This is a genomic window from Bradyrhizobium sp. (genome assembly GCF_019244115.1).
Lineage (GTDB): Bacteria > Pseudomonadota > Alphaproteobacteria > Rhizobiales > Xanthobacteraceae > Bradyrhizobium.
In genome coordinates this window covers 1-23,939 of sequence record NZ_JAFATE010000093.1, presented here as the reverse complement: position 1 = coordinate 23,939, position 23,939 = coordinate 1, and the positions used below count along the sequence as shown (strand labels likewise).

21 protein-coding genes and 2 pseudogenes are annotated in these 23,939 nt (G+C 63.7%); 15 read left to right on the top strand and 8 right to left on the bottom strand.

Annotated features, from left to right (window positions below):
* Together JOZ76_RS04295 and JOZ76_RS04290 are read right to left on the bottom strand one after the other, a co-directional pair.
* Positions 1 to 1,239: porin (locus tag JOZ76_RS04295; RefSeq protein WP_291697387.1), on the bottom strand; the 1,239-nt coding region annotated here is incomplete at its 3' end.
* A 742-nt stretch (positions 1,240 to 1,981) separates the two neighbouring features.
* Positions 1,982 to 2,581, bottom strand: coding sequence for a DUF4399 domain-containing protein (locus JOZ76_RS04290; protein WP_291697386.1), 600 nt, complete (start codon positions 2,579 to 2,581; stop codon positions 1,982 to 1,984).
* Between the two features lie 616 nt (positions 2,582 to 3,197).
* Between JOZ76_RS04290 and JOZ76_RS04285 the strand changes: the two genes are divergently transcribed.
* The 12 genes and pseudogenes from JOZ76_RS04285 (at position 3,198) to JOZ76_RS04240 (ending at position 15,381) form a co-directional block, all read left to right on the top strand.
* The gene (locus tag JOZ76_RS04285) at positions 3,198 to 3,515 is read left to right on the top strand and encodes a hypothetical protein (protein WP_291697385.1); all 318 of its coding nucleotides are present in this window, start codon (positions 3,198 to 3,200) and stop codon (positions 3,513 to 3,515) included.
* 35 nt (positions 3,516 to 3,550) lie between these two features.
* Positions 3,551 to 4,798 carry a DNA polymerase IV gene (gene dinB / locus JOZ76_RS04280; protein WP_291697384.1) on the top strand — a complete coding sequence of 416 codons (1,248 nt, stop codon included), beginning with the start codon at positions 3,551 to 3,553 and terminating at the stop codon, positions 4,796 to 4,798.
* 292 nt (positions 4,799 to 5,090) lie between these two features.
* A complete protein-coding gene (locus JOZ76_RS04275) occupies positions 5,091 to 7,385 on the top strand; it encodes an MHYT domain-containing protein (RefSeq protein ID WP_291697383.1) in 2,295 nt (764 codons plus the stop codon).
* A gap of 158 nt (positions 7,386 to 7,543) precedes the next feature.
* Positions 7,544 to 7,765: a hypothetical protein gene (locus JOZ76_RS04270; protein WP_291697382.1), complete on the top strand. Its 222-nt coding sequence runs from the start codon at positions 7,544 to 7,546 to the stop codon at positions 7,763 to 7,765.
* A 240-nt stretch (positions 7,766 to 8,005) separates the two neighbouring features.
* A pseudogene (locus JOZ76_RS38525) lies at positions 8,006 to 9,313 on the top strand (PAS domain S-box protein); the annotation flags it as partial.
* Positions 9,314 to 9,361: 48 nt separating this feature from the next.
* Positions 9,362 to 10,309, top strand: a pseudogene (locus JOZ76_RS38520) (PAS domain S-box protein); the annotation flags it as partial.
* 126 nt (positions 10,310 to 10,435) lie between these two features.
* Entirely contained in the window at positions 10,436 to 10,720 is a 285-nt protein-coding gene (locus tag JOZ76_RS38515; RefSeq protein ID WP_441299973.1) for an ATP-binding protein, read from the top strand.
* A 122-nt stretch (positions 10,721 to 10,842) separates the two neighbouring features.
* Positions 10,843 to 11,199 carry a response regulator gene (locus JOZ76_RS04260; protein WP_291697380.1) on the top strand — a complete coding sequence of 119 codons (357 nt, stop codon included), beginning with the start codon at positions 10,843 to 10,845 and terminating at the stop codon, positions 11,197 to 11,199.
* Positions 11,200 to 11,482: 283 nt separating this feature from the next.
* Positions 11,483 to 12,223 carry an ATP-binding cassette domain-containing protein gene (locus tag JOZ76_RS04255; protein WP_291697379.1) on the top strand — a complete coding sequence of 247 codons (741 nt, stop codon included), beginning with the start codon at positions 11,483 to 11,485 and terminating at the stop codon, positions 12,221 to 12,223.
* A complete protein-coding gene (locus tag JOZ76_RS04250) occupies positions 12,213 to 13,313 on the top strand; it encodes an ABC transporter permease (RefSeq protein ID WP_291697378.1) in 1,101 nt (366 codons plus the stop codon). The genes JOZ76_RS04255 and JOZ76_RS04250 overlap by 11 nt, the downstream gene beginning before the upstream one ends.
* Positions 13,314 to 13,372: 59 nt before the next feature.
* On the top strand, positions 13,373 to 14,392 hold the full coding sequence (locus tag JOZ76_RS04245) for a sugar-binding protein (RefSeq protein WP_291697377.1): 1,020 nt from the start codon (positions 13,373 to 13,375) through the stop codon (positions 14,390 to 14,392).
* A 134-nt stretch (positions 14,393 to 14,526) separates the two neighbouring features.
* Positions 14,527 to 15,381 carry a MurR/RpiR family transcriptional regulator gene (locus JOZ76_RS04240; protein ID WP_291697376.1) on the top strand — a complete coding sequence of 285 codons (855 nt, stop codon included), beginning with the start codon at positions 14,527 to 14,529 and terminating at the stop codon, positions 15,379 to 15,381.
* Positions 15,382 to 15,396: 15 nt separating this feature from the next.
* On the opposite strand, the gene JOZ76_RS04235 is transcribed toward JOZ76_RS04240, so the two are convergent.
* Together JOZ76_RS04235 and iolG are read right to left on the bottom strand one after the other, a co-directional pair.
* Positions 15,397 to 16,521: a Gfo/Idh/MocA family protein gene (locus JOZ76_RS04235; RefSeq protein WP_291697375.1), complete on the bottom strand. Its 1,125-nt coding sequence runs from the start codon at positions 16,519 to 16,521 to the stop codon at positions 15,397 to 15,399.
* A 15-nt stretch (positions 16,522 to 16,536) separates the two neighbouring features.
* Positions 16,537 to 17,544: an inositol 2-dehydrogenase gene (gene iolG / locus JOZ76_RS04230; RefSeq protein WP_291697374.1), complete on the bottom strand. Its 1,008-nt coding sequence runs from the start codon at positions 17,542 to 17,544 to the stop codon at positions 16,537 to 16,539.
* Positions 17,545 to 17,655: 111 nt separating this feature from the next.
* Between iolG and iolD the strand changes: the two genes are divergently transcribed.
* The 3 genes from iolD to JOZ76_RS04215 are packed head-to-tail and all read left to right on the top strand — an operon-like array spanning position 17,656 to position 21,238.
* Positions 17,656 to 19,515 carry a 3D-(3,5/4)-trihydroxycyclohexane-1,2-dione acylhydrolase (decyclizing) gene (gene iolD / locus JOZ76_RS04225; protein ID WP_291697373.1) on the top strand — a complete coding sequence of 620 codons (1,860 nt, stop codon included), beginning with the start codon at positions 17,656 to 17,658 and terminating at the stop codon, positions 19,513 to 19,515.
* A 4-nt stretch (positions 19,516 to 19,519) separates the two neighbouring features.
* Complete coding sequence (gene iolE, locus JOZ76_RS04220) at positions 19,520 to 20,419, top strand: myo-inosose-2 dehydratase (protein ID WP_291697372.1); 900 nt, start codon at positions 19,520 to 19,522, stop codon at positions 20,417 to 20,419.
* A 3-nt stretch (positions 20,420 to 20,422) separates the two neighbouring features.
* Positions 20,423 to 21,238, top strand: coding sequence for an SDR family oxidoreductase (locus tag JOZ76_RS04215; RefSeq protein ID WP_291697371.1), 816 nt, complete (start codon positions 20,423 to 20,425; stop codon positions 21,236 to 21,238).
* 61 nt (positions 21,239 to 21,299) lie between these two features.
* Here JOZ76_RS04215 and JOZ76_RS04210 read toward each other — a convergent pair whose 3' ends face one another.
* The 4 genes from JOZ76_RS04210 to JOZ76_RS04195 form a co-directional block, all read right to left on the bottom strand.
* Positions 21,300 to 21,701, bottom strand: a complete 402-nt coding sequence (locus tag JOZ76_RS04210) for a hypothetical protein (RefSeq protein WP_291697370.1) — start codon at positions 21,699 to 21,701, stop codon at positions 21,300 to 21,302.
* A gap of 134 nt (positions 21,702 to 21,835) precedes the next feature.
* Positions 21,836 to 21,988 (bottom strand): hypothetical protein, encoded by a 153-nt coding sequence (locus JOZ76_RS04205; protein ID WP_291697369.1) that lies wholly within the window; start codon positions 21,986 to 21,988, stop codon positions 21,836 to 21,838.
* A 41-nt stretch (positions 21,989 to 22,029) separates the two neighbouring features.
* Positions 22,030 to 22,770 (bottom strand): Crp/Fnr family transcriptional regulator, encoded by a 741-nt coding sequence (locus JOZ76_RS04200; RefSeq protein WP_291697368.1) that lies wholly within the window; start codon positions 22,768 to 22,770, stop codon positions 22,030 to 22,032.
* Positions 22,767 to 23,939 (bottom strand): sensor histidine kinase (locus JOZ76_RS04195; protein WP_291697367.1); only part of this gene is annotated, 1,173 nt, incomplete at its 5' end. The genes JOZ76_RS04195 and JOZ76_RS04200, both read right to left, overlap by 4 nt.

Below are 23,939 nucleotides of genomic sequence, written 5' to 3'. Positions count from 1 at the left end.
GCCGACATTGTTGTCGTCGAGGCTGTCGTTGTTGGCACGCAGGTTTTCCGGGTTGCCGAAGCGGACATAGGCGTACTCGGCCCGCAGCTCCAGTCCGGTGTTGGGCAGGCGATAGCGGGCCTCGGTATCGAGGATCAGCATGCTGTTGGAGCCGAGCAGACGACCGTCGTCGCCATAGGCGCCACGCGGCGTGATGTTCGGCGAGTAGTAGACGGCCGAACTGCCGGCGAAGCCGGGAATGAACGAGGGCGTGTAGCTCAGCCGGCCGGCAAAGGCGATCTGGTTGCTCATCTGGGTGAAATCGCCGAGCGGCGCGTGCGCGAAGGCGAGCGCGTCGAGGCCGGTGACGCCGGCTGCATAGCCGCCCGGGATCGGAGCCCCGTTCGCGCCGCGATGGTCGAAATCGTCTCCAAAATCCTCGGCGCTCTGGCTGAACTGGACCTGGTAGTTCAGGCCGTCGACGATCTTGCCGTAGAAGCCGGCGGATGGAGCTACCCAGGTGGTCGGGATCAGGCCGTTGGCGAGCTCCGGCCGCTGCACGCTGTAGAACAGGGTCGGCTCGTGATAGAGATTGTTGAACGAGATCGGCACGAGATCGACGCCCGGCGAGCGCAGCGTGAAGTGATCGTTGACGCGGAGGTCGAAGAAGGCCTGCTCGATTTCGGCGGTGCCGTGCAGCTTGTCGTCGTTGTCGAAGCCGGCGCCGGCGTGCTCGAACTCGATTTCGGCGTTGAACACGATATTGTCGGTGACCTGGTAGGTCGGCAGCAGCACCAGGCGGGCCATGTCAAAGCCGTTCTGCCACTGGCCGTTGGCGTTGGGATTCTGCACCGAGCCGAACTTGACCTCGCCGTACATCCCGATCTTCATGCCGGGAATCCCAGGCACCGGGTTGGCGCCCGCCCCGAACAAGTCGTTCTTCTTGTCCGAGGCGGTGTCGGCGACGGCCTTGGCCATCGCGTCGGTCGGCTGAAGCGGCGTGGCGGTCGGTTTTGCGCCGTTCACAGCGCGCGGTCCGCCCGACTGGGGCGGCGTTGCCGGTGCCGCCTGGGCCGTCGCCGGCGGCTGCTGCTTCCTTTGCCTGAGCTCGGACTCGAGCGTCCGCATGCGCTTTTCCATCGCTTCCAGCTTCTGCATCAAGAGCTGGTTGGTGACCGCGGCCTGATCGGCCTGCGATGAGCCAGCATCGGCCGCGCGCACCGCGACGCTGCTGACGCTCAGCAAGAACGACGCCGCCACCAGCGTCGTCGTTGTACGGGCCCATCCCCGAGCATTCATGTTCCCGGAATTCCGCTGCCAGACAGAGACTTGATCACTCGACAGCATGAGCGCTTCCGGACTCGCGCACTCACGGTTCGACATGAGGCTTAACCCCCGATTGTATTTTTCTAGGAACACTATTGCCCTTAGAAACAGCAAAATGCATTGCCAGCCTTGCTTTAACCAAGATTCGGAACCGATAAAGACTGATTTCCGACACGCCAGAGGTCGTCGACAGCCTTAGATAAATTCCAGAATAAAAAACACGCGGGGGTTTGCCACGCTCTGGTTGTAGGCTGGCATTGAGCCTACGGTTGCGCTTGAGGATCGGCTCGCGATTCGCCGGCGGTATCGGCGAGCAATATCAGCGCGGAAAATTGACAACCAAGGCGCGACGATTGGCGCAGCGTCGATGCAACCGACGATACGCTGGTTCCAAAATGCCACACTTGCCACAATTCGGATACAACCGGAAACGCGCGGTGCTGAAGGGCTCAGCCCGACTGCGACGAGGAGTTGCGTCGTCGGTCGCGTCGTTGCACCGGGGTGACGTATGACGCCAGCCGAGACTCGCCGCGGCTTGCGTGAAGAAAATGCGACAAAAAAACCGAGCCTCCGTTCCAATGGATCGGGACGGAGGCTCGAAAATGTCCAACAACCAAAGGCGGGCCTGGGGGCGCGCCGCCGCGACAGGCGGCCGGATCACCGCCCGCGCATCAAATCATTTATGGTAGTGATGGTGATGATGGTGGCGATGATGGTGATGATGGACTTCCTTTGACTCCGCCGCCATCGCGTTGCTCGGCTTTGCGCCGGCCGCATCCGCCTTTGCCGCATCCGCTTTCACGGTGATGGTGATGACCTCGGACTTGACCGGCGGGTTGAAAGGAACGTGGGTCCAGTCGCCGAGCATGAGCTGCAGGGTGTGCTTGCCGGGCGGCAGCGTCACCGTGGTTTCGGTCTGGCCCTTGCCGAAATGGACATGCTGTTCATCGACCGTGATCGGCTGCGTCATTTCCTCCGCCGACAGCGTCTTGTCGATCAGCAGGTGGTGATGCCCGACGTTCGGCTTGTCGACGCCGGACGGCGCGACGCCCATGTTCGAGCTGAGGCCGAAAATCACCTTGAACGGGCTGGTGACCGTATCACCATCCTTGAGGTTGACGAAATAGGAGTGCGCGCCTTCGGGTGACTTCGATTGCCCCGAATCCGCTTGCGCAGGCGCGGCAGCCGGCGGTGTCGTCGCTTGCTGGGCCGACGCTGGCCCGATCAGGGCCGCGAATGCGGCGACAGTCAGTGCGCCGAGACAAAGTTTGAGCATGGTAGCCTCTCGATAAAGTGTGACGAAGGGAAAATCGGACGATGGTGGGAAGTGGAAATAGCGCCGACGCGATTGACGCCGCCAGCCACACGCTCCGGTCGCATCGTCCCTGGCCAGATCTCGTCTGACGAGAAAGTGTTGACATTCCATCACGCGCCGCTGCTCGCTATCTTTGGATACAAAATGTCAAACGCGGCCAAAGCGTGACACGTTGAAGCCGTAACTCTTTGGCGGTTGCAAGAGTACGAAGCTGCATTAATCAGTGGTTGCATGGTGTAAAAAATGCATCTTTCAGTCGTGTGCTCGCGGCCAGGTCGAGCACGCGCATCGCGCCGTTTTTCGGCAATTCGGGCCGCGAGATCGCGACGCGAATGACTTTGAACGCATCAAAGTGGAGGCAGATGGCCAAAAGCCGGCCAAAATGCACATTCGAGAAATTCCAAACTCGACAGGAACGGTGGCGAACGTAACCCGCTCCAACGCATCAAATGATCGTTAGTTTAGCCTGCTCCGCTCATCCAACGAAGGTCGACGGTCCTGATCGCAGGCGCGGGAGAGCGCGCCGGTGGGGGCAATCCCTGAAACTTTCTTGGTCGTGAGCCCTGATCGGTTTCTTTTGCCGCAGTTCGGGCGCATCAAGACATCGCCGGAACGTCGTGAACTCGCGCGCATCGAGGCCGCAGGAAAGTTCGCGCTCGATGCGAACCACGAATTTCTCGATCTCGCCATAGACCTCGCGGCCGGCCGCTATGAGCCCGCAGCCCGGCACGGTGCCGATGCTTCAGCGTTGTGCGGCTACGCCATCGGCGAGGTCGTGAGCGTTCTCGTTCCGCACGGCGTGGCCTGCGCGGTTCCGCGCGACGAAACGGACGACGACATCGGCCTGCATCGGAGCTTGACACGCTGCTTGCGTGTTCTCATTATGTTCTTGTAGAGATGCCGATACACATCCGGGGATGAACGATCGGGATGGCTATGGCAGCCACCATCCTCCACGCGGATCTCGATGCCTTCTACGCGTCGGTCGAGCAGCTGCTTGACCCGTCATTGCGCGGAAAGCCGATCGCCGTCGGTGGAGGGGTCGTGCTTGCGGCGTCCTACGAGGCCCGGGCGTTCGGCGTCCGCGGCGGCATGCCGGGTCGGCAGGCGCAAGAACTCTGTCCGCAACTCATCTTCGTCAGCGGGCATTTCAAGGAGTACCAGCGGCTCGGCGACGCCGCGATCGAGGTGATCGGCGATTTCACGCCGCTGGTCGAACGGATTTCCATCGATGAGGCGTTTGCCGATGTCGCAGGCTGCACCCATCTGTTTGGTCCGCCTCCCGACATTGCCAAGGCGATCCGCGCCCGCGTGCGGACCGAGCTTGGCCTTCCCATTTCGATCGGTGTCGCGCGGACCAAACATCTGGCAAAAATTGCCTCGCAGGTGGCCAAGCCCGACGGGCTGGTCGTGGTCGATCCAGCCGTCGAGCTGAAATTCCTTCACCACCTGCCCGTCGAACTGATGTGGGGCGTCGGTCCGGTCACCAAGGCGCGGCTCGCCGAAATCGGCGTGCTGACGATCGGACAGCTTGCGACGACTCCGGGATGGTCGCTCGAACGGTTGCTCGGTCCCGCGGCTGGCGAGAAGCTTGCTGATCTCGCGTGGAATCGCGATCCCAGGACGATCAGGACAAGTCATCGCGCCCGATCGGCCGGCGCACAATCCGCGATTGGCACAAAGCCCGCCGAGGAGGGCGTTTTTCGGCCAACCCTGCTTCACCTTGCCGACCGGATCGCGAGCCGGCTCCGGGCCAAGTCGAGATCGGGCCGGACCGTCACGGTCCGTGTTCGTTTCGCCGACCTCAACTCGGTCACTCGCTCGGTCACGCTGGATGCGCCGATCTCCGCGACCATGATTCTTGCGGAACTCGCCGACGAATTGGTGCGTGCACTCCTTGCAGAGCATCCGCAGGAGCGGAGCATTTCGCTGCTCGCGATCTCGGTGTCGCATTTCGAAGAGCATTGGGATCTGGAGCTCGAACTGCCGCTCGGCCTTCGGGATGAGCGCCGCCGACCCGGCACAAAAATAGGTACTGCGCGTCTGGCCGCCGACCGGGCTGTCGACCAGATCCGCAACCGCTTCGGCTGGGATGCCATCGGATACGGACGGGCGGCGCTGGGCATTTTTGGTTCCGTTCCCGACGAGTTTCGCAGGCTCGCCGAAAAGGAACTTTGACTGTCGGTGCTCGGCGGGGTGCGTGGTTTCGACTCTATTTTTGCGTGCGAGTGCCGATCGGGGGGACTCCGGTCGGTGTCGACGCCGCGTTTTTGCCAAAAACATGGGCGCGGCTTTGCGAGGGCAATCAGCGATGATTCGTCGGCCAGGTCGCAAGTCTGATTCGAGAGAACTCCTGACCCGGGCGTCATCTGCGCCGGTTCCATCGAGCAACCGGCAAAAGATGAACGTGAGTTGCGGACCCACCCTAGTTGCGTGAATTCGCGCCGGATTTCAGCTAGAGTGAGGCAGGATGCATCACCATACGGCTTTCCACGATCCCGTTCTGGTCGCGCTGTCGGTCCTGATCGCCGCGCTCGCCTCCTACACTGCGCTCGATCTCGCAACGCGGATGCGGGCTGCATCGGGGCGCGCGAGCCGCGCCTGGCTTGCGGCGGCCGCGATCGCCATGGGTGGCGGCATCTGGTCGATGCATTTCGTCGGCATGCTGGCCTTCAGCCTGCCTGGAATCGAGGTGGCGTACGATCCGCTGCAGACGCTGCTCTCGCTTGTCATACCCATCGTCGTTGCGGCCGGCGCGTTTGCAGTCGTCGGACGGCGCCCGCGCGCGCTCTTCGTGTCCGGTTGCGCGATGGGGCTCGCCATTTCGGCCATGCATTATACCGGGATGAGCGCGATGCGGATGGCGGCGTCCATCGCCTACGATCCACGTTGGGTCGTGACGTCGATCGTCATCGCCGTCAGTGCCTCGGTGGTGGCGCTGTGGCTCGCCTTCCGCAACACGAGTGCCGTGCAGCGGCTGATCGCCGGGCTCGTGATGGGGCTCGCCATCTCCGGCATGCATTATGCCGCGATGAGCGGCGCTTCGTTCGTGCCGGCGGTCTCCATTGCGGAGCATGCCGGACGCTCCGTGGTCGGTCAGGCACCGCTCGCATTCCTGCTCGCCGGCACGACCATCATCATCCTGAGCATCGGGCTCGCTGCCGCTATCTACGACCGCGCGAGGGCCGAGCGCGCCGTGCGCGAGGCCGATGCGCTCCGGCGCAGCGAGGAACGCTTCCGGCTGCTCGTGGAGGGCGTCGCCGACCATGCGATCTTCATGCTCGAGCCCGACGGGCGCGTCGGCAACTGGAACCACGGCGCGCGCCGGCTGATCGGATACGGCGACGACATCGTGGGGACCAGCCACACCATCTTCTATGCGGACGACGACTGTGCGGCCGGGCTGCCGGCGCGCGCACTGATCGAGGCGGAACGGGAGGGAAAGTCCGCGACCGAAGGCTGGTGCATGCGCAAGGACGGCAGCCGCTTCTGGGCCGAGGTGACCATCGTCGCGGTTCACAATGAAAGCGGGGGGATCATCGGCTTTGCCAAGATCGTGCGTGACGTCAGCGAACGGCGGCGGGCGCAGGAGGCGCTGGAGCGGACGCGTGAAGCATTGGTGATGTCGCAGAAGATGGACACGATCGGCCAGCTGACCGGCGGCATCGCTCACGATTTCAACAATCTGCTCGCCGCCATTCTCGGCAGCCTCGAACTCCTGAAAAAGCGGCTGAACCTGGACGATCCGAAAGTCGTCCGGCTGGTCGACAACGCCATGCAGGGCGCGCTGCGCGGCGCCTCTCTGACCCAGCGCATGCTTGCGTTCGCGCGCAAGCAGGATCTCAAGCCGGTGGTGGTCGACGTGCCTGAACTGGTGCGGGGCATGACCTCGCTATTGAAATTCGACGCGGGCATCCGGATCGAAACGCGGTTTCCGATGGGCCTGCCGAAGGTCAAAGCCGACGCGAACCAGCTCGAGCTTGCCATCTTGAATCTCGCCGTGAACGCACGCGACGCGATGCCGAACGGTGGCGCGATCACGATTGCCGCGCGCCAAGATCATGACGGGAACAGCGGTCCGGCAAAGCGCCATGTTGCGCTTTCAGTGACCGACACGGGCTGCGGCATGGACGAGGCGACGCTCAAACACGCGCAGGAACCCTTCTTCACGACGAAGGGCGTCGGCAAGGGCACCGGCCTCGGGCTGTCGATGGTGAACGGTCTTGCGGAGCAATCCGGCGGCAGGCTCGTCCTCAAGAGCAAGCCCGGAGAGGGCACGACGGCCGAGATCTGGCTGCCGGTCGCCGAAGAGGTGGAGGCGCAGCCGCCGCGCGCCGAGCCGATCGTCTCGATGTCTCGAAGCAGCCGCAGGCTTTCCGTGCTGGTCGTCGACGACGACCTCCTGGTGCTCGAGAACACCGCGGCGATGCTGGAGGATTTTGGGCATGCCGTCGTCGAAGCGCGCTCGGGCGAAGAGGCCTTGGCGTTGCTCCGTCGCACGCGAACCATCGACCTCGTTGTGACGGACTATGCCATGCCGGGGATGAACGGCCTGCAGCTTGCCGACGCAGTGGCCGCGGAGCGTCCGGGGACGGTGTTTCTTCTGAGCACCGGCTACGCGGAACTGCCGAGCGGCGAGCGTTCAAGCCTGCCCCGCGTCTCAAAGCCTTTCGATCAGGCCGCGCTGCTGAAGGCCATCGAGGCGGCCATGCGCGAGAGCGAGCCGGCGGGATCCGTGGTCGCCTTTCGGCCGAAGAGCGCGTGATGCGGCTCGTGAGGCGACGGCGCCGAGCGGCCGCAGCCGCCGAACCCATGACTGGCGCTTTGGCGTTCGCGATGGATTACTGACAAAATTGTCATAAATTAATTTTCAGAGGCGAGACTCGGCGTAAGCTTCCAGAAGTTTGGCGCTCGAGCGGGACAATGCCGATCAATCGCTTGCTCATGGACGGCAAGCTCGCACCGGGAGAAGCCGAGCGGCTGAACCGCGCACTCAAGCTGGTGCTGGGCACGCTGCATCTGGTGGACCGCAACGATCCCCTGACAGATTTGATCGCAAAGAAGGTCATCGAGGTCGGCGCGTCGGGCGTGGAGGATCCGAAAGAGATTTCCAGCATCGTCATTAAGCAGCTCCGAATTGGCTGACCGCACCGCGTCCCTCGGCGCGCCTGGCTGGTTCCATCGGTTCCATGGTCGGCGCGGTTTCGCGTCAGAGGCGAGCCGGGCTGCCGATCTCGCGCGTCGATTTCACCGCGTTGCGGGAACCTTTCGGGGTTTCAGTCCGTTTAGGAAGACTTTGCGAAGTTGCGGAAATCTCCGGTCAGGGGCGGCCGGGGGCAGAAGGACAGTGTCCGCCAAGACACACCTTGGTCGGAGAGTTGGCATATGGACATCCAGGCAGGGACGCCATCCGTCATCGACAATATCCAATCGCTCGCGCCTCTGATCTGGCGGAATCCTCCCACGGAATTTCTCGAACAGCTGCCGGTTGCCGTCTACGCCTGCGATGCGCGCGGCCACATTCTCTGGTTCAATTCGCATGCAGCGGAACTGTGGGGCCGCGCGCCGCGCGTCGGCGACGACGGCGAGCTCTTTTGCGGTGCGTACAAGCTTTTCTTCGATGGGCGCCTGATCTCGCGTCAGCAGACGCCAATGGCCGAGGTTTTGCGGACGGGAAAACCCATCCACGGGGTGGAAGGACGGGTGGAGAGACCGGACGGTTCGCACATCTGGGCCGTGGTGCGTATCCGGCCGATCACTGATGAGGATGGCAATACGGTCGGCGCCATCAATTGCTTCCACGAACGCGTCGGCGGCTGGTTTGAGACGGCGGAGTGGCCTCCCAACGATCGGACGCGCATCGAAGACGAGCGCTTGGCAGCGACCTATGAGAACGTCGGCGCCGGCATCGTCGAGGTCGACCAGGACGGCCGTATGCTGCGGGTCAACCTGCAGCTATGCCATCTGACGGGCTACGCGGCTTCCGAGCTGCTTGGCAGAACGATTTTCGAGGAGACGGTACCTGAAGACGTGCCTGAGGATCGCAGTCATTTTCGCCGTCAGCTTGCGGGCGAAATCGAGCGCTACAGCATCGAGAAGCGCATCTACCGCAAGGACGGCGGGCACATCTGGGCGTCGGTGACCTCGTCCAGCGTCCGCGACGCCGCCGGAAAATTCCTCTATGCGGTTCGCGTGCAGCACGACATCACCGACCGCAAACGCGCCGAGCTGGCGCTTGCCCGGCGCGTGGAAGAGCAGGATGCGCTGTTTGCGTTCTCGGAGAGGCTGCAGCACTGCGCATCGGCCGAACAGGTCCATAACGCCGCGCTCGACGCGATTACGCGGGCTTTGGGCTGCGAGCGAGCGTCCATTCTGCTGTTCGACGGGGCCCGCGTCATGCGGTTCGTTGCATGGCGCGGCCTCTCCGAAACCTATCGGGGGGCGGTCGAGGGGCATTCGCCATGGGCGCCGGATGAAGCCGACCCGCATCCCCTGTGGTTCGAGGACGTTACGCTTGCCGATCTGCCTGACGAGCTGAAACGGACGATCGTGAGCGAAGGGATTCAGTCGGCGGCCTTCATCCCGATCGTGCAGGACGGCCGGTTGTCCGGCAAGTTCATGGCCTACCATGGCGTTGCACACCGCTTCACCGAGGCCGAGCTCGACATCGCTCTCACGCTGGCGCGCCTGCTCGGCTTCAGCCTGGCCCGCCTCGCGGGGGACGAGGCTCGCAGACTGGCCGAGCGCGACGCGCAGCAGCTGGCTGCCATCGTCGAATCCTCCGAGGACGCGATCGTCAGCAAGGACCTCGACGGCGTCATCCAGACCTGGAACGACGGCGCAGAGCGGTTGTTCGGCTATGAGAGGGATGAGGTGATCGGGCAACCCATCACGCTCCTGATACCTGCCGACCGCCAGAATGAAGAGCCCGGAATTCTGGCGAAGATCAGGGCCGGCGAACGCGTCGACCACTTCGAAACCATACGTCGTCGCAAGGACGGAAGCCTCCTCGACATCTCGCTGACGATATCTCCGATCCGCGACCGCGCCGGGCGCATTGTCGGCGCCTCGAAGATTGCGCGGGACATCACGGAGCGCAAGCGCGTCGAGGCCCGGCTGCGGGAAAGCGAGCAGCGCCTGCAGGAGCTGCTCGCGGCAATTCCCGCGGCGATCTACACGACGGATGCGGACGGCCGGATCACCTATTTCAACCAGGTCGCGGTCGACTTCGCCGGCCGGACGCCAACCCTCGGCAGCGACGAGTGGTGCGTGACCTGGAAGCTCTATCATCCCGACGGTACACCATTGCCGCACGACCAGTGTCCGATGGCGATCGCGCTGAAGGAAGGCCGGGTGGTGCGCGGTGTGGAGGCCGTTGCCGAACGGCCGGACGGCACGCGCGTGCCGTTCGTGCCGTTTCCGACGCCGCTCCGCGATGCCTCGGGAAAGATCGTCGGCGCGATCAACATGCTCGTCGACTTGAGCGAGCGCAAGCAGGCCGAGACGCAGCAACGCCTGCTGCTCAACGAGCTGAACCATCGAACCAAGAACAACATGCAGACCCTGCAGTCCCTGTTGTTCGGTGCGGCGCGGGGCACCCGGAGCGAGGAAGCCCGTCGCGTCCTCGACGAGGCAAGCGGACGGATCGCGGCGATGGCGGCCGCGCAGCGCGTCTTCTACGGCACGAGCGATGCGAACCGGTTTTCCGTGGATGAGTTCCTTGGTGCCGTCATCGAGACGGTGCGGCAGACGCTGCCGACGGACGTGGTGATCGTGCGCGAGCCGGCGAGCGGCGTGCTCGCCAATGATTTCGCCATGCCGCTCGCGTTGATCCTGAACGAGCTTTTGACCAATGCCGCCAGGCACGGCACCAAGGACTCGGCGAAAGATAGGGTGCGGGTCGGTCTGATCGAGCACGCGGGACAGTTCGAACTCCACGTCGAGGACGACGGGGCCGGCTTCGACCTGGATGCCGTCCGCAACACATCGTCCGGTCTGCGTCTCGTGCTTGGTCTTGCCCGCCAGCTTCGCGCCGATTTCGCGGTGACGAGAATGCCGTCTCGCGTCAGCCTTCGCTTCGCGGCGGAGAGAGGCGCATGATGCAGCCTCCGTACCGCACCTCGGGGCCGCGATCGGCCGCTCCGCCGGATCAGCCGCGGGCTGAACCTGTTGAAAGGCAGCAAGCGGAAACCGCCGGGCAAGCCGGTGCAGGGTCGGGGATATTGATCGTCGAAGACGACTTTCTGATCGCGATGCAGGCCGAGATCGCGCTGGTTGACGCCGGATTTAGCGTCGTCGGCGTGGCCGCGGCGGCCGACGAAGCGTTGGTTCTGGCAAGGGAGCGCAGGCCCGCCATTGCCGTCGTGGATATCCGTGTCGCCGGGCCGCGCGATGGGATCGATGCCGCCGGCGATCTGTTTCGCGAACTCGGTGTGCGCTCTGTGTTCGCGACCGCCCATGATGATCAGCAGACGCGCGCGCGCGCCGAGCCCTTCGCACCCCTCGGCTGGTTGACCAAGCCCTATACGATGGCCTCTCTGATCAACGTGATTCGAGCCGCCCTTTCGAAGCCGAATTGATGCCGCACGGGATCAGTGCGCTCGCGCGCTCGAAGGTCATTGCGTCGGTCTGCCGTTGCCGGGCGGATGAGTGCGCTGTTTCCCCCTCGGGGCAGCAGAGACGGTTCGAGGGCAGCCGCAACGGTCATTGCCGATCCTGAGATTCCGCAATTTCTCACCCTTGCTTAATTCCCCTAAGTATCGGAAGCTGGAATCTCACCGGGCCGATAGAGCTCGGCCGCGAGGCGCCATCTGAATCGAGTGAACAGGGCGCCCTCGACGAAGTGCCGTTTGGGAGGACGCTTTGCCTGTTCTTGAGTTGCAAGGCATTACCAAGCATTTCGGCGCGATCCATGCCCTCACGGGCGTGGACATGTCGCTCGAGCCCGGCGAAGCGCTGGGGCTGATGGGCGACAACGGCGCCGGCAAATCGACCCTGGTCAAGATCATCGCCGGCAACTTTCCGCCAACCGGCGGGGAAATCCGTATCGACGGCCAGCCGGTGCAGTTTTCGAAGCCGGTCGAGGCGCGCGAAAAGGGCATCGAGATCGTCTACCAGGACCTCGCGCTGTGCAACAATCTGACCGCCGCCGCCAATGTGTTTCTCGGCCGCGAGATCAAGTCGGGCATCGGTCCGATCCGCTGGCTCAATCACGCCGCCATGGTCAAGCGGGCCGGCCAGCTCTTCGCCGAACTGAAATCGGAGACCCGGCCGCGCCATCTGGTGCGCCAGATGTCCGGCGGTCAGCGCCAGGCGGTCGCAATCGCGCGCACCCGCCTCTCCAATCCGAAAATCGTACTGATGGACGAGCCGACCGCCGCGATCAGCGTGCGGCAGGTCGCCGAGGTGCTCGACCTGATCCGCCGCCTGCGCGAGCACGGCATCGGCGTGGTTCTGATCAGCCACCGCATGCCGGACGTCTTCGCGGTCTGCGACCGTGTCATGGTGATGCGCCGCGGCCGCAAGGTGGCGGACAAGATGATCAAGGACTCTTCGCCCGAGGAAGTGACGGGCCTCATCACCGGGGCGATCCATGGCGGTTGAAACACATGTCTCCGTCGGCCAGGAAGCGGCTTCGCTCGCGGACGCTGGCCTCGACACCCGCGAGAAGAGCCTTCTCGAAAGAACTTTCGGCAACCAGGCATTCTGGGTCACGGTCGCACTTGCCGTGATCTGCGGCGTGATGAGCTATTGGGAGCCGGTGTTCGCGACCGAGGACAATTTCTTCAACATCACGCGAAATTTTGCTTTCATCGGGGTCATGGCGCTCGGCATGACGCCGGTCATCATCACCGGCGGCATCGACCTTTCGGTCGGTTCGACCATGGGCCTGGTTGCGATCGTTTGCGGTCTCGTGCTGCTCAAGCAGCCGATCGACTACATGCCGGACTGGTGGAACGCGGCGACCTGGACGCATTCCTGGTGGATGGCGGTGATGCTTGGCCTTTTGGCTGGCGCGCTGGTCGGCTGGGTCAATGGCGTGCTGATCGCCTTTGTCGGCCTGCCGCCGTTCGTCGTCACCTTGGGCATGCTCTCGGCGGTCCGCTCGCTGGCGGTGATCCTGTCGCAGAACCGCATGCTCTACGCTTTCAGGCCCGATCAGGCGGCAACGTTTAAACAGATTGGCGGCGGCGAGAATTTTGGGATGGCGCTTGTCGGCGGGTTCCGGCTGTCCAATCCCTTCCTCATCCTGGTGATCCTGACGCTGGCGCTCGGGCTGGTCCTGAAGATGTCGAGTTGGGGTCGGCACATCCTGGCGATCGGCGGCAACGAGCAGGCTGCCAATCTCACCGGCGTGCCGGTCAAACGAGTCAAGGTCGGGGCCTATGTCCTGTGCTCGCTTTCGGCGGCGCTCGCCGCGATCCTGAGCGTCGGCTGGTCGGGCTCGGCCAACAACAGCCTCGGCCAGTCCTACGAGCTATTGGCCATCGCTTCCGCCGTTATCGGCGGCGCCAATCTGATGGGCGGCGAAGGCACCGCCTATGGCGCCTTCATCGGCTCGGCGCTGATCTTCGTGATCCGCAATTCGCTTCTGATGGCGGGCGTCGATTCCAACTGGCAGGGGCTGTTTGTCGGCGCTTTCATCGTTCTCGCCGTCGTGCTCGAAAAGGTGCGCGGCAGGAGACGCGAGTGACCCGGAACACGGGCGTCGCGAATAGGGAGAGAGACCTCAACACAATGGGAGGGTAGCTGATGTTGAAATACGCTCTGACGACCGCGCTCGCCACCGGTGCTCTGCTCGCGCTCGCGAGCGGCGCTTCGGCCGCGGACAAGAAATACACTTTCGCGCTGGTGCCGAAAAACACCAACAATCCGTTCTTCGATCAGGCTCTGGCAGGCTGCAAGAAGGCCGAGAAGGAGCTGAACGGTAAGATCGAATGCCTCTATATCGGTCCGGGCGAGCATGGCGGCGGTGATGAAGAGGCGCAGATCGTCGCCGACCTGATCACCAAGAAGGTTGACGGCATCGGCGTGTCGCCATCGAACGCGGCGGCAATCGCCGCGGCGCTGCAGGGCGCCAAGGCAGCGAACATCCCGATCCTGACCTGGGACTCGGACCTGCTCGACCAGGACAAGGCCCTGCGCACCGCCTATATCGGCACGCATAATTATGACATCGGCGTCAACCTCGCCAAGCTTGCCATGCAGATCAAGCCGAAAGGCGGGAACATCTGCATCCAGTCGGGCGGCGCGGCGGCGGCCAATCACAACGAGCGCATGCAGGGCATCCGCGACACCCTCGCCGGCAAGAAGAGTGCGGAATCGCCCGGCGAACGTCTGGCCGGCGCGAACGGCTGGACCGAAGTGGCCGGCTGCCCGCTCTACACCAATGACGACTTCGCGGTCGCCAATCAGCAGATGGAGGACATCCTCAACAAGTACCCCGATCTGGATGCATTCATCCCGACCGGCGGCTTCCCGCAATTCCTGCCGGACGCCTATGCCAAAACCGCGGAAAAGGTGAAGGACAAGATCGCCTCGGGCAAGCTTGCGCTCGTGGTCGCCGATACGCTGCCCGTGCAGATCGACCTGATGAAGAAAGGCTTGTCGGCTGGCCAGGTTGGCCAGCGGCCGTTCGAGATGGGCTACAAGGTGATGTATTCCCTGCTCGACATGAAGGAAGGCAAGCCGGCGCCGAAAGATCCGACCTATACCGGCCTCGACGTCTGTACGCCGAAGACGGCCGACACTTGCGTGGGCGGAGGTTCGTAACCGCGTTGCACATATCGCGTGAGAACGGCGGGGCTTCGGCCCCGCCTTTTTGCAGACGTCGTCCCGGTCATCGTGCGCAATCTCACCCAGCCTGCGATAAGGGTTGCACAACCTGACCTTTGCGAATCGAAGACATGCCTAAGGACTACGAAGAGCTCATCCGCGTCATCCACGAACGCTACGAGGATATGAACAGATCCTATCAGCGTATCGCGCTCTATCTCACGCAAAACCCCAACGACGTTGCGGTCAAGTCGATGAATGCCATCGCCGAAACCTGCGGGCTTCATGCGTCCAGCTTCGTCCGTTTCGCCCAGATGCTCGGCTATGGGGGTTTCAAGGAGCTCCAGGCCGTCTTCCAGAAGCGGCTGTCGACCGCTGCCCCGGGTTTTGAAGCACGCATCAAGGCGCTCGAAACCGAGCTGAGCGACCGTGGCAATGCCGGCGGCGGCGCGTTTCTTCACGAGCTCGTGCTGCGCGATATCGCCTCACTGCAGGAATTGCTCAGCAATATTCCGGCCAAGACCATCGATAAGGCGATCCGCAGGCTGGAAGCGGCTGATACCATCTATCTGCTCGGCCAGCTCCGTTCGGCGCCTGTGGTGGATCTGCTCCGCTATATCCTGACCATGCTGGGCAAGCGGGTCGTGCTGCTCGACGCCGGCGGCGGACTTGCGACCCACATGGCGCGCGCGATCCGCAGGTCGGATCTGTTGTTTGCGGTATCGTTCCGCTTCTACGCCACCGAGGTCGTCAACATCGTCGAGCAGGCCGCCTCGCGCGGGGTTCCCATCATCGCCATCACCGACTCGACGCTTTCGCCGCTTGCCAAGAATGCGACGGTACTGTTCGCGGTGCCCGAACATCAATATACCTTCTCGCGCTCGCTTGCCGCGCCGATGTGTCTTGCGCAGGCGCTGACGGTTGGTCTGGCAGCAAAGCTGCAGAAGGCCGAGCGTCCGCGGATTCCCGTCGTGACCGAGCCTTGAGTAATGCCGCCGGACCTAGGGAGTTTCGACCCACGCCCGCCTGCGCGACGAATCCTGGATCGCCTCGACCAGGGCCTGCACGCGCGCGCCGCTGCGAAAGTTGCACGGCTCCCGCCCCTTCCCGGCAAGGCAATCGAGAAATCGCGCGACTTCGATGGTCTTCAGATCATTGAAGCCGAGCTGATGACCGGGCGCAACGCAGAACAGGCCGTAAGGCTGGTGATCCGGCCCGGCCTCGATGCGGCGAAAGCCGCGGCGCCCGGCGACGTCCGCCATGCTGTAGACGTGCAGCTCGTTGAAACGCTCCTGCGTGAAGAGGAGCGCGCCTTTGGTGCCGTAGATTTCGAAGTCGTGCTGCATCTTGCGGCCGGTCGAAACCCAGCTCGCCTCGATACTGCCGCTGGCGCCACTCGCAAAGCGCAGGAAGGCGCGGCCAATGTCATCCACCTCGACGGTGCGAAATCCACCCTGACCGTCGGGGCGCCGGTCGTAGACGGTCACGCAGTCCCCCATCAGGCGCTCGATCGGCCCGAGCAGATATTCGGCCGTCGCCAGCGCGTGACTGCCGATGTCCGCCAACGCGCCGCCGCCCGCGGCTTCATGGCGAAACGTGAAGGGGCTGGCGGCATCCATCATGTAGTCCTCGGCATGGATGCCGCGATAGGTGCGGACCTCGCCGAGTTCACCGCTTGCGATCAGCTCGCGCGCCAAGGCCATCATCGGATTGCAGAGATAGTTGAAGCCGACCTGTGTCTTGAGCCCGGCAGCCTCGGCGGCGTCCGCCATCTCGCGTGCGTCGCTGGCCTGTGGCGCGAGCGGCTTTTCGCAATAGACGTGCTTGCCGGCGGCGATCGCGGCCAGCGCGATCTCCTTGTGAAGCGCGTTGGGCGTGGTGATGTCGATGACGTCGATGTCGGGATCGGCGATCAGGCGTTTCCAGTCGCCGCCGGATCTGGCGAAACCAAAACTGCGCGCCGCTGCGGCCGCCAGTCCGTCGGTGCGGTCGGCGACCGAATGCAGCACGACGTCGTAGGGCAGGTCGAACACGCGGGGGGCGGCCGCAAAACCGAGCGCGTGAGTCTTGCCCATGAAGCCGGTTCCGACCAGGCCGACCCTGAGCTGCGGCTTCTCGCTTGCCATGATGGGATCAGCCTCCTATCCAATTTCGCTGACATTTACGAAACGGCGCTCGACCGCCGATCGCATCGCCGCCTCGGCCAGGATCAGCGCCCGGCGCCCGTCCTCGAAGCCGGGCTCCGGCGCGTGGCCTGTCTCGATGCATTGGACGAAGGCGTCGATTTCGGCGTCAAACGCCTCGCGGTAGCGTTCGATGAAGAAATCAAGATAGGGCAGGGCCGCTTCGCTTTGCGCAGCCCCGAAGCGGCGCAATTCATGCGGTTTGCGGTTGCCGCTGATCACCATCGCTTTGCTGCCCAAAAGCTCGACGCGCTGGTCATAGCCATAGGTCGAGGTTCGCGAAGTGTTGATGTGGCATTGCTTGCCGCTCCTCGTCCGCATGATGACCATGGCACTGTCATAGTCGTCGAGCTCCGCCATCATGGCGGGGTCGATCAGGCGGCCGCCGATGGCAAATACCTCGGTCGGCTCTTCGGCGAGCATGAAGCGCGCGAGATCGAAATCATGGATGACCATGTCCCGGAACAGCCCGCCTGCCACCTCGTAATAGGAACGCGGCGGCATTCCGGGATCGCGCGAGGTGATGATCACCTGGTTCAGCTCGCCGATCTCGCCGGATCGCGCGGCCTGCCAGGCCGCACGATGGCCGGGATCGAAGCGGCGGTTGAACCCGATCTGCACCGGAACATTCTTCGACAGGACGGCCTCCGCGCATTTGTTGACGCGGGCGAGGCTCAAATCGATGGGCTTTTCGCAGAGCACCGGTTTGCCGGCGGCGATGGACTTCTCGATGTAATCGGCGTGGGTTCCCGTATTGCTCGCGACCAGCACCGCATCGACATCGGCGGACGCGAACAGCGCCTCCGCCGTGTCCGCCGCGCGAACATTGTGGCTGGCCGCAACGGCGTCGGCCGATTGGCGATCGATATCATAGACGGCCGCCAACCGCGCCCGCGGATGCGCCGCGATGTTGGCTGCATGCATCCGTCCGATCCGTCCGCAGCCGAGCACGGCAATCCTGAGCATGTGGTCCTCCCGGAGTTTTTGGTTTGGCAATGAACATTGCATCGGCCTTGATTTGTCAATATGTGTTCCGTAACAATCCGAACAACGATTTTTTTGTCAGGGAGGAGGGATATGGGCGGCTCGACCGTGCGGCTGACCATGGCACAGGCGCTCGTGCGCTATCTGTGCAACCAGTTCACCGAGATCGACGGCGCGCGCGTGCCGCTGTTCGCCGGTGTGTTCGCCATCTTCGGTCACGGCAATGTCACGTGTCTATCGGAGGCGCTGGAGGCGGTGCAGGACCGTTTGCCGACCTGGCGCGGGCAGAACGAACAATCGATGGCGCTGGCCGCGATCGGTTTCGCCAAGGCCAAAAGGCGCCGCCAGATCATGATAGCGACCTCGTCGATCGGGCCGGGCGCGCTCAACATGGTGACGGCAGCGGGCGTGGCCCACGCCAACCGCCTTCCGGTGCTGCTGCTGGCGGGCGATACCTTCGCCAATCGCGTGCCCGATCCGGTGCTCCAGCAGGTCGAGCATTTCGGCAACCCGACGGTGACCGTGAACGACGCCTTCAAGGCCGTCAGTCGCTACTGGGACCGTATCACGCTCCCCGAGCAGATCATCTCATCCCTGCCGCAGGCCGTCGCCGCAATGCTCGATCCGGCTGACTGCGGCCCCGCTTTCATTGCGCTTTGCCAGGACACGCAGGAAAAGGCGTTTGATTATCCGGAGGCCTTTTTCGAACCGAACGTCTGGCACATTCCGCGGCCTCGGCCGGATCGCAAGAAGCTCGAAGAGGCGGCAAATCTTCTGAAGACCGCAAAAAGGCCGCTGATCATCGCCGGCGGCGGCGTGCGCTATTCGCTGGCCGAGGAGCGCGTTGCCGATTTTGCCGTGAAACGCGGGATTCCCATTGTCGAGACCATCGCGGGCAAGGGCATTCTCACGCACCATCATGAGGCTCATGCAGGGCCGATCGGCACGATCGGCTCGACCTCCGCCAACGCGCTGGCTACCAAGGCGGACGTCGTTCTCGCTGTTGGCACGCGGCTGCAGGATTTCACCACCGGTTCATGGACGGCGTTCAGCCAGGACGCAAAGTTCATTTCAGTCAACACGGCGCGTTTCGATGCCGTCAAGCATCGCGCGCTGGCGGTCGTGGGCGATGCCCTCGAGACGATGCAGGAACTGGACGTGTCGTTGGGCGATTGGCGCGCGGCGCCGCAATTGATGAGCGAGGCACGCGCCCTGTTTGCCGATTGGAACAGGCTGGTCGACGAGCGCCAGGCTCCGACCAACGCACCGGTCCCGACCTACGCCCAGGTGGTCGGCGCCGTGAACCAGTGGGCCGGACCGAAAGATGTCATGGTGACAGCCGCCGGCGGGCTTCCCGGCGAGGTGACGAAGGGCTGGCGGGTCAAGGAACCCGGTACCTTCGATTGCGAGTTCGGATTTTCCTGCATGGGCTACGAGATCGCGGCGGGCTGGGGCCACGCCATGGCAAGCGCCGGCTCTTCGACGCCGATCGTCATGGTGGGCGACGGCTCCTACATGATGATGAACTCGGACATCTATTCGACGGTGCTGTCGGGCCACAAAATGGTGGTCATCGTCTGCGACAATGGCGGCTTCGCCGTCATCAACCGCCTGCAGAATTTCAAGGGTATCCCGGGCTTCAACAATCTCCTGACCGATTGCCGTGTGAAGGACAAGGACGCGCCGCCGCATGTCGACTTTGCCCGGCACGCAGAGGCGATGGGTGCCTTGGCGCGGCACTGCGCGAGCCTTGCCGAACTGAGCAGCGCGCTCGACTGGGCGCGGACGACGGACCGCACCACTGTCATCTCGATCGCCACCGACGCCTTCGAATGGGTGCCCGGCGACGCGGACTGGGACGTCGGCGTGCCTGAAACCTCGACGCGAGAGCCCGTCCGCGAGGCGCGCGCGCAGCAGGTCGAAATTCGCAAAAAACAACGTGTCGGAGTCTGACCGCATGCAAGCCAATCTCGGCATTGCGCCGATCGCCTGGTGGAACGACGATCTGCCGGAATTGAGCGACGATGTGTCGCTCGAGGAATGCCTGTCTCAGGCACGGCAGGCCGGATTTACCGGCATGGAGACCGGTCGGCGCTTTCCGATGGAGGCTGCCGTTCTGCGCCCGATCCTCGAGCGCCACGGCATGCGCGTCTGCGGCGGCTGGTTTTCCGGCCTGTTGCTCGACGGCGAGATCGAAGCGGAGAAGGACCGCATTGCGGCGCAGATGGCGCTGTTCAAGGCGGTGGGCGCGCCGTGCATCGTCTATGGCGAGACGGCAGGCAGCATCCAGGGCGACCGTTCGGCGCCGCTCGCGGCCAAGCGGCGGCTCAGCGAGGACGAGGTCAAGGTCTACGGCCGCAAGATGACGGCGTTCGCCGAATGGTGCGCCGATCGGGGCATGCCCATCAGCTATCACCACCACATGGCGGCGCCGATCGAGACCGAGGCGGAGGTCGATCTCTTGATGAAGCATTCCGGCCCGGCTTTGCGGCTGCTCTATGACGCCGGCCACATGGCCTTCGCGGGTGGCGACGTGCTGCGCGTGATCGACAATCACCACGCCCGCATCTCTCACGTCCATACCAAGGACGTGCGCCAAGCGGTGTTGGACGGCATCGATCGCAGCCGCGAGAGTTTTCTCGACGCCGTGATCAAGGGTGCCTTCACCGTGCCGGGCGACGGCTCGCTGGATTTCGTTGCGATCGTGTCCCGTCTGGCATCGTATGGTTATGAGGGATGGTTCGTGGTCGAGGCGGAGCAGGACCCGGTGAAAAGCCCTCCACGCGTGATGGCAGACATCGGCCATCGGGAACTTGTCCGTGTGATGGCGGCGGCGGGATATGGCGTCGGGAGCTAGATCATGAACCGAATGGATGGAAAGGTCTGCGTGGTCACCGGCTCGACGCAGGGGCTAGGGCTCGCGATCGCGCGCCGGCTCGCCGAGGCGGGGGCCGCTGGCCTCGTCACACTCGGGCGCAACGAGGCGAAGGGCCGCACGGCTGCCGAAGCGCTCGCGCGCACGACCGGCGCGCGCGTGCACTTCGTGCCGGCCGACGTGGCGCGTGTCGAAGACTGCCGTAACGTCATGGCGGAAGCGGAACGCATCTTCGGCAGGATCCATGTGCTGGTGAACGCTGCCGCGCTGACCGACCGCGGCACCATCCTCAATACCTCGCCGGAACTGTTCGATGCGCTGTTCGCTGTGAATGTGCGCGGACCGTTTTTCCTGATGCAGGAGGCGATCCGCCGCATGATCCGCGATAATACCGCAGGCGCGATCTGCAATATCGGATCGATGTCCGCGTTGGCCGGACAGCCCTTCATCAGCGCCTACTGTGCCACCAAGGGAGCGCTGGCGACACTGACGAGCAACACGGCCTTCGCGGTCATGAAGAACCGGATCCGCGTCAACCAGCTCAACATCGGCTGGATGGCCTCGGATCATGAGCGCGAATTGCAGGCTGCCGAGCGCGGCGACCCCGACTGGGAGGCCAAGGCCGTCGCCGGCCTGCCGTTCGGACGTCTGATCGATCCGGCCGAGGCGGCGCGCGCCGTCAATTACATCGTTTCGGACGACGCGGGTTTGTTGACGGGTTCGGTGATTAACTACGACCAGTCGGTGTGGGGCGCCGCCGAAAGCATGCCGGTCCCTGCGAGCCCCATGCAGATCGCCTGAAAACGCCAGCGGTCAGCGAGGCGCCACAGGCGCGCGAACTTTGGGGCAGTGGCTGTCGTCGTCAGCCCAGGTGAACGTAGCTTCGCCAGACGAAGGTTGCCAGCACGCCCAGCGCGAACGTGCTGACGAACATCAGCAGGCGGCCGAGAAACAATGGATTGACGTTCTCGTCCTTTCGCACGGCAACGTCAAAAATCCTGTCGATCTTTGCAACGAGATAGCCGGCCACGAAGGTCGAAAGCGCTTTCCCGGTTTCGGAAAAGACTGCTTGGTCTTTGGGGGTCACAGGCGTGATCAACATCCCGATGACCCACCCAACCAGACCACCGGCGATGAGAATGACAAGGTTCAACTGTCTCGGCGACAGGTCAGCCGGCGTCTTCGTCGCGAGCGCCGCGTAGACTACTCCGATGACGCAGAGCCCCGCGAAGGCAAATCCGATCCAAATCCCCAGGTTGCTCATTTTTTCCCCGTTTGATGCAACTCGCGCTGGCAGCTACTCAAACATCACCTGAACCATCCGTGAACGGCAAGCTCGCACAGGTAGAATCTGAGGAGTGTCCTCGGTTCCAGACCGGTGCTGCGGCCGCTACGAGATCAGATCGCGCTGGTGAAAGTCCGGGCCGGCATGTCCAGACAGGCGTCGAAGGCGGACGCGACGGTCCGCAACAGATGCCGCGGGCCCGTTGCGACGCGGATTTCGTGATCGCATCGCTCCACGATCGCGTCGGCCTCCAGCGCGGCGATCATCTGATGCGCGCCGTCATGATCCGTCATCGGCGAACGCGGGATCAGCGCAGATAGGGCAGGTAGGTCGGATTGAACAGCCCGGCGTCCTTGAGCGCGTCGAGATCGTTGATCGTCAGCATCCGCTCGCGCAAGATGATCAGCCCGGCTGCCCGCAGCTCCTGCAGCGTCCGGTTGAGATGCACGATCGAGAGGCCGCTCGCATCGGCCAGATCCATCTGAGTCACCGGAAAAGCGCAGCTGTTGCCTTCCACCAGGCCGACCAGCTTCAGCCGCTCGAAGACCTCGCAAAGCAGGTGGGCCACGCGCTCGAGTGCGTCACGCCGGCCGATATTGACGGCCCATTCGCGCTGGATCGATCCGTCGACGAGCGAGGTGCACCACAGCGCCTCCATCAGACTGCGGTCGCTTGCGATCAGCTCTTCGAACGGCTCGCGCTCGATCTCGGAAAACACCACCGGCGTCAAGGTGTCGATCGAGTGATCGCTTCGCGGCAGGAGATAGGAAAACGCGTCGCACATTTCGCCGGGCAGGATGAAATTGACGATCTGACGGCGCCCGTCCTCCAGGAGCTTGTAGCGGGAGAGCCATCCCGCGAGGACGACACGGATTCGATCGGGCCGCTCGCCTTCGGAGATCAGCGTTTCGCCCGCTCCGGCATGCAGAACCCGCCTGCGGATCGTCTTGTCGAACGCGGCGGTGGCAGTTTCGGACAGCTGCCGAAGCGCGTTGAGCCGCCGCACCACCGGCTGAGTAAGTCCGCCGTCAAGACGCATGATGCTCATCGTCTCTCCGTTAGCGGAGCATGAACGATCTGTCGGGTGAGCGGTAACGTGATCGTGCAATGCACGCCGGCGGCATCGAATCGCAGCGCGGTCTTGGCCTTGAACTCGAAGGCCAGCGTTCGCTCCAGCATTTCCATCCCAAAGCCCTTGCGCTGCGGCGGCGCCACCCGCGGTCCGCCTCTCTCGCGCCAGTCGAAAACCAGGTCATCGGGACTGCTGCCCTTCTGGAGCTGCCAGCTGACGTCGATGCGCCCCGAGGGCTGGCTGAGCGCGCCATATTTCAGCGCGTTGGTGGCGAGCTCATGGAGTGCGAGGGCGAGCGTCTCGGCGGCTTTCGGCTGCAGGCGGATCGTAGGGCCGGCGATCCGGAGCTGTTCGCCATCGCGGGCGTTGTAGGCCGCGAGCTCCTCGGCGACCAGATATTCGAGATCGACGCCGCTCTCGGGATCCCGCGTCACCATGGCCTGGGTGCGGGCGAATGCGTTCAGCCGTCCGTCGAGATGCGAGGCATAATCCTCGACGGTGCTGCTCGTTTCCGCCGAACGGCGTGCGATCGATCGCACCACGCCGAGGGTGTTGCGAACGCGGTGCTGGAGCTCGGCAAGCAGGAGTCGCTGGCGCTCTTCGGCGCGGGTCACCGCAGTGACATCGATGAAGGTGATGACGACGCCCGCGATGAAATTGTCGATGCTGCGATAGGGCAGGATGCGCACGATGTAGCGCGTGCCGCTGTCGGGCGCGGTCAGCTCGCGCTCGGCGCTCGCCAGCGTCCGCAGCACGCCGCGGACGTCGTCGTAGAGCGCCTCGATCGGGATCTTCGCCTTGATGTGGGAGATCGGCCGGCCGACATCGGTCTCGACCAGGTGCAGCACCTGGGTGATCGCCGGCGTGAAGTTCATCACCCGCATGTCGTTGTCGAGGAACACGGTCGCGATCTGCGTGCTTTCCAGGAAATTCTTCAGGTCGCTGGTGGCGCGGGTCAGCTCCTGCACGCGGTGTGCCAATTCGCCATTGACGGTGGTGAGCTCCTCGTTGACCGATTGCAGCTCCTCCTTCGAGGTCTCCAGTTCTTCATTCGCCGATTGCAGTTCCTCGTTGAGGGACTGATATTCCTCGTTGGACGATTTGAGCTCCTCGTTGGTGCTCTCCAACTCCTCGATCGTGGCCTG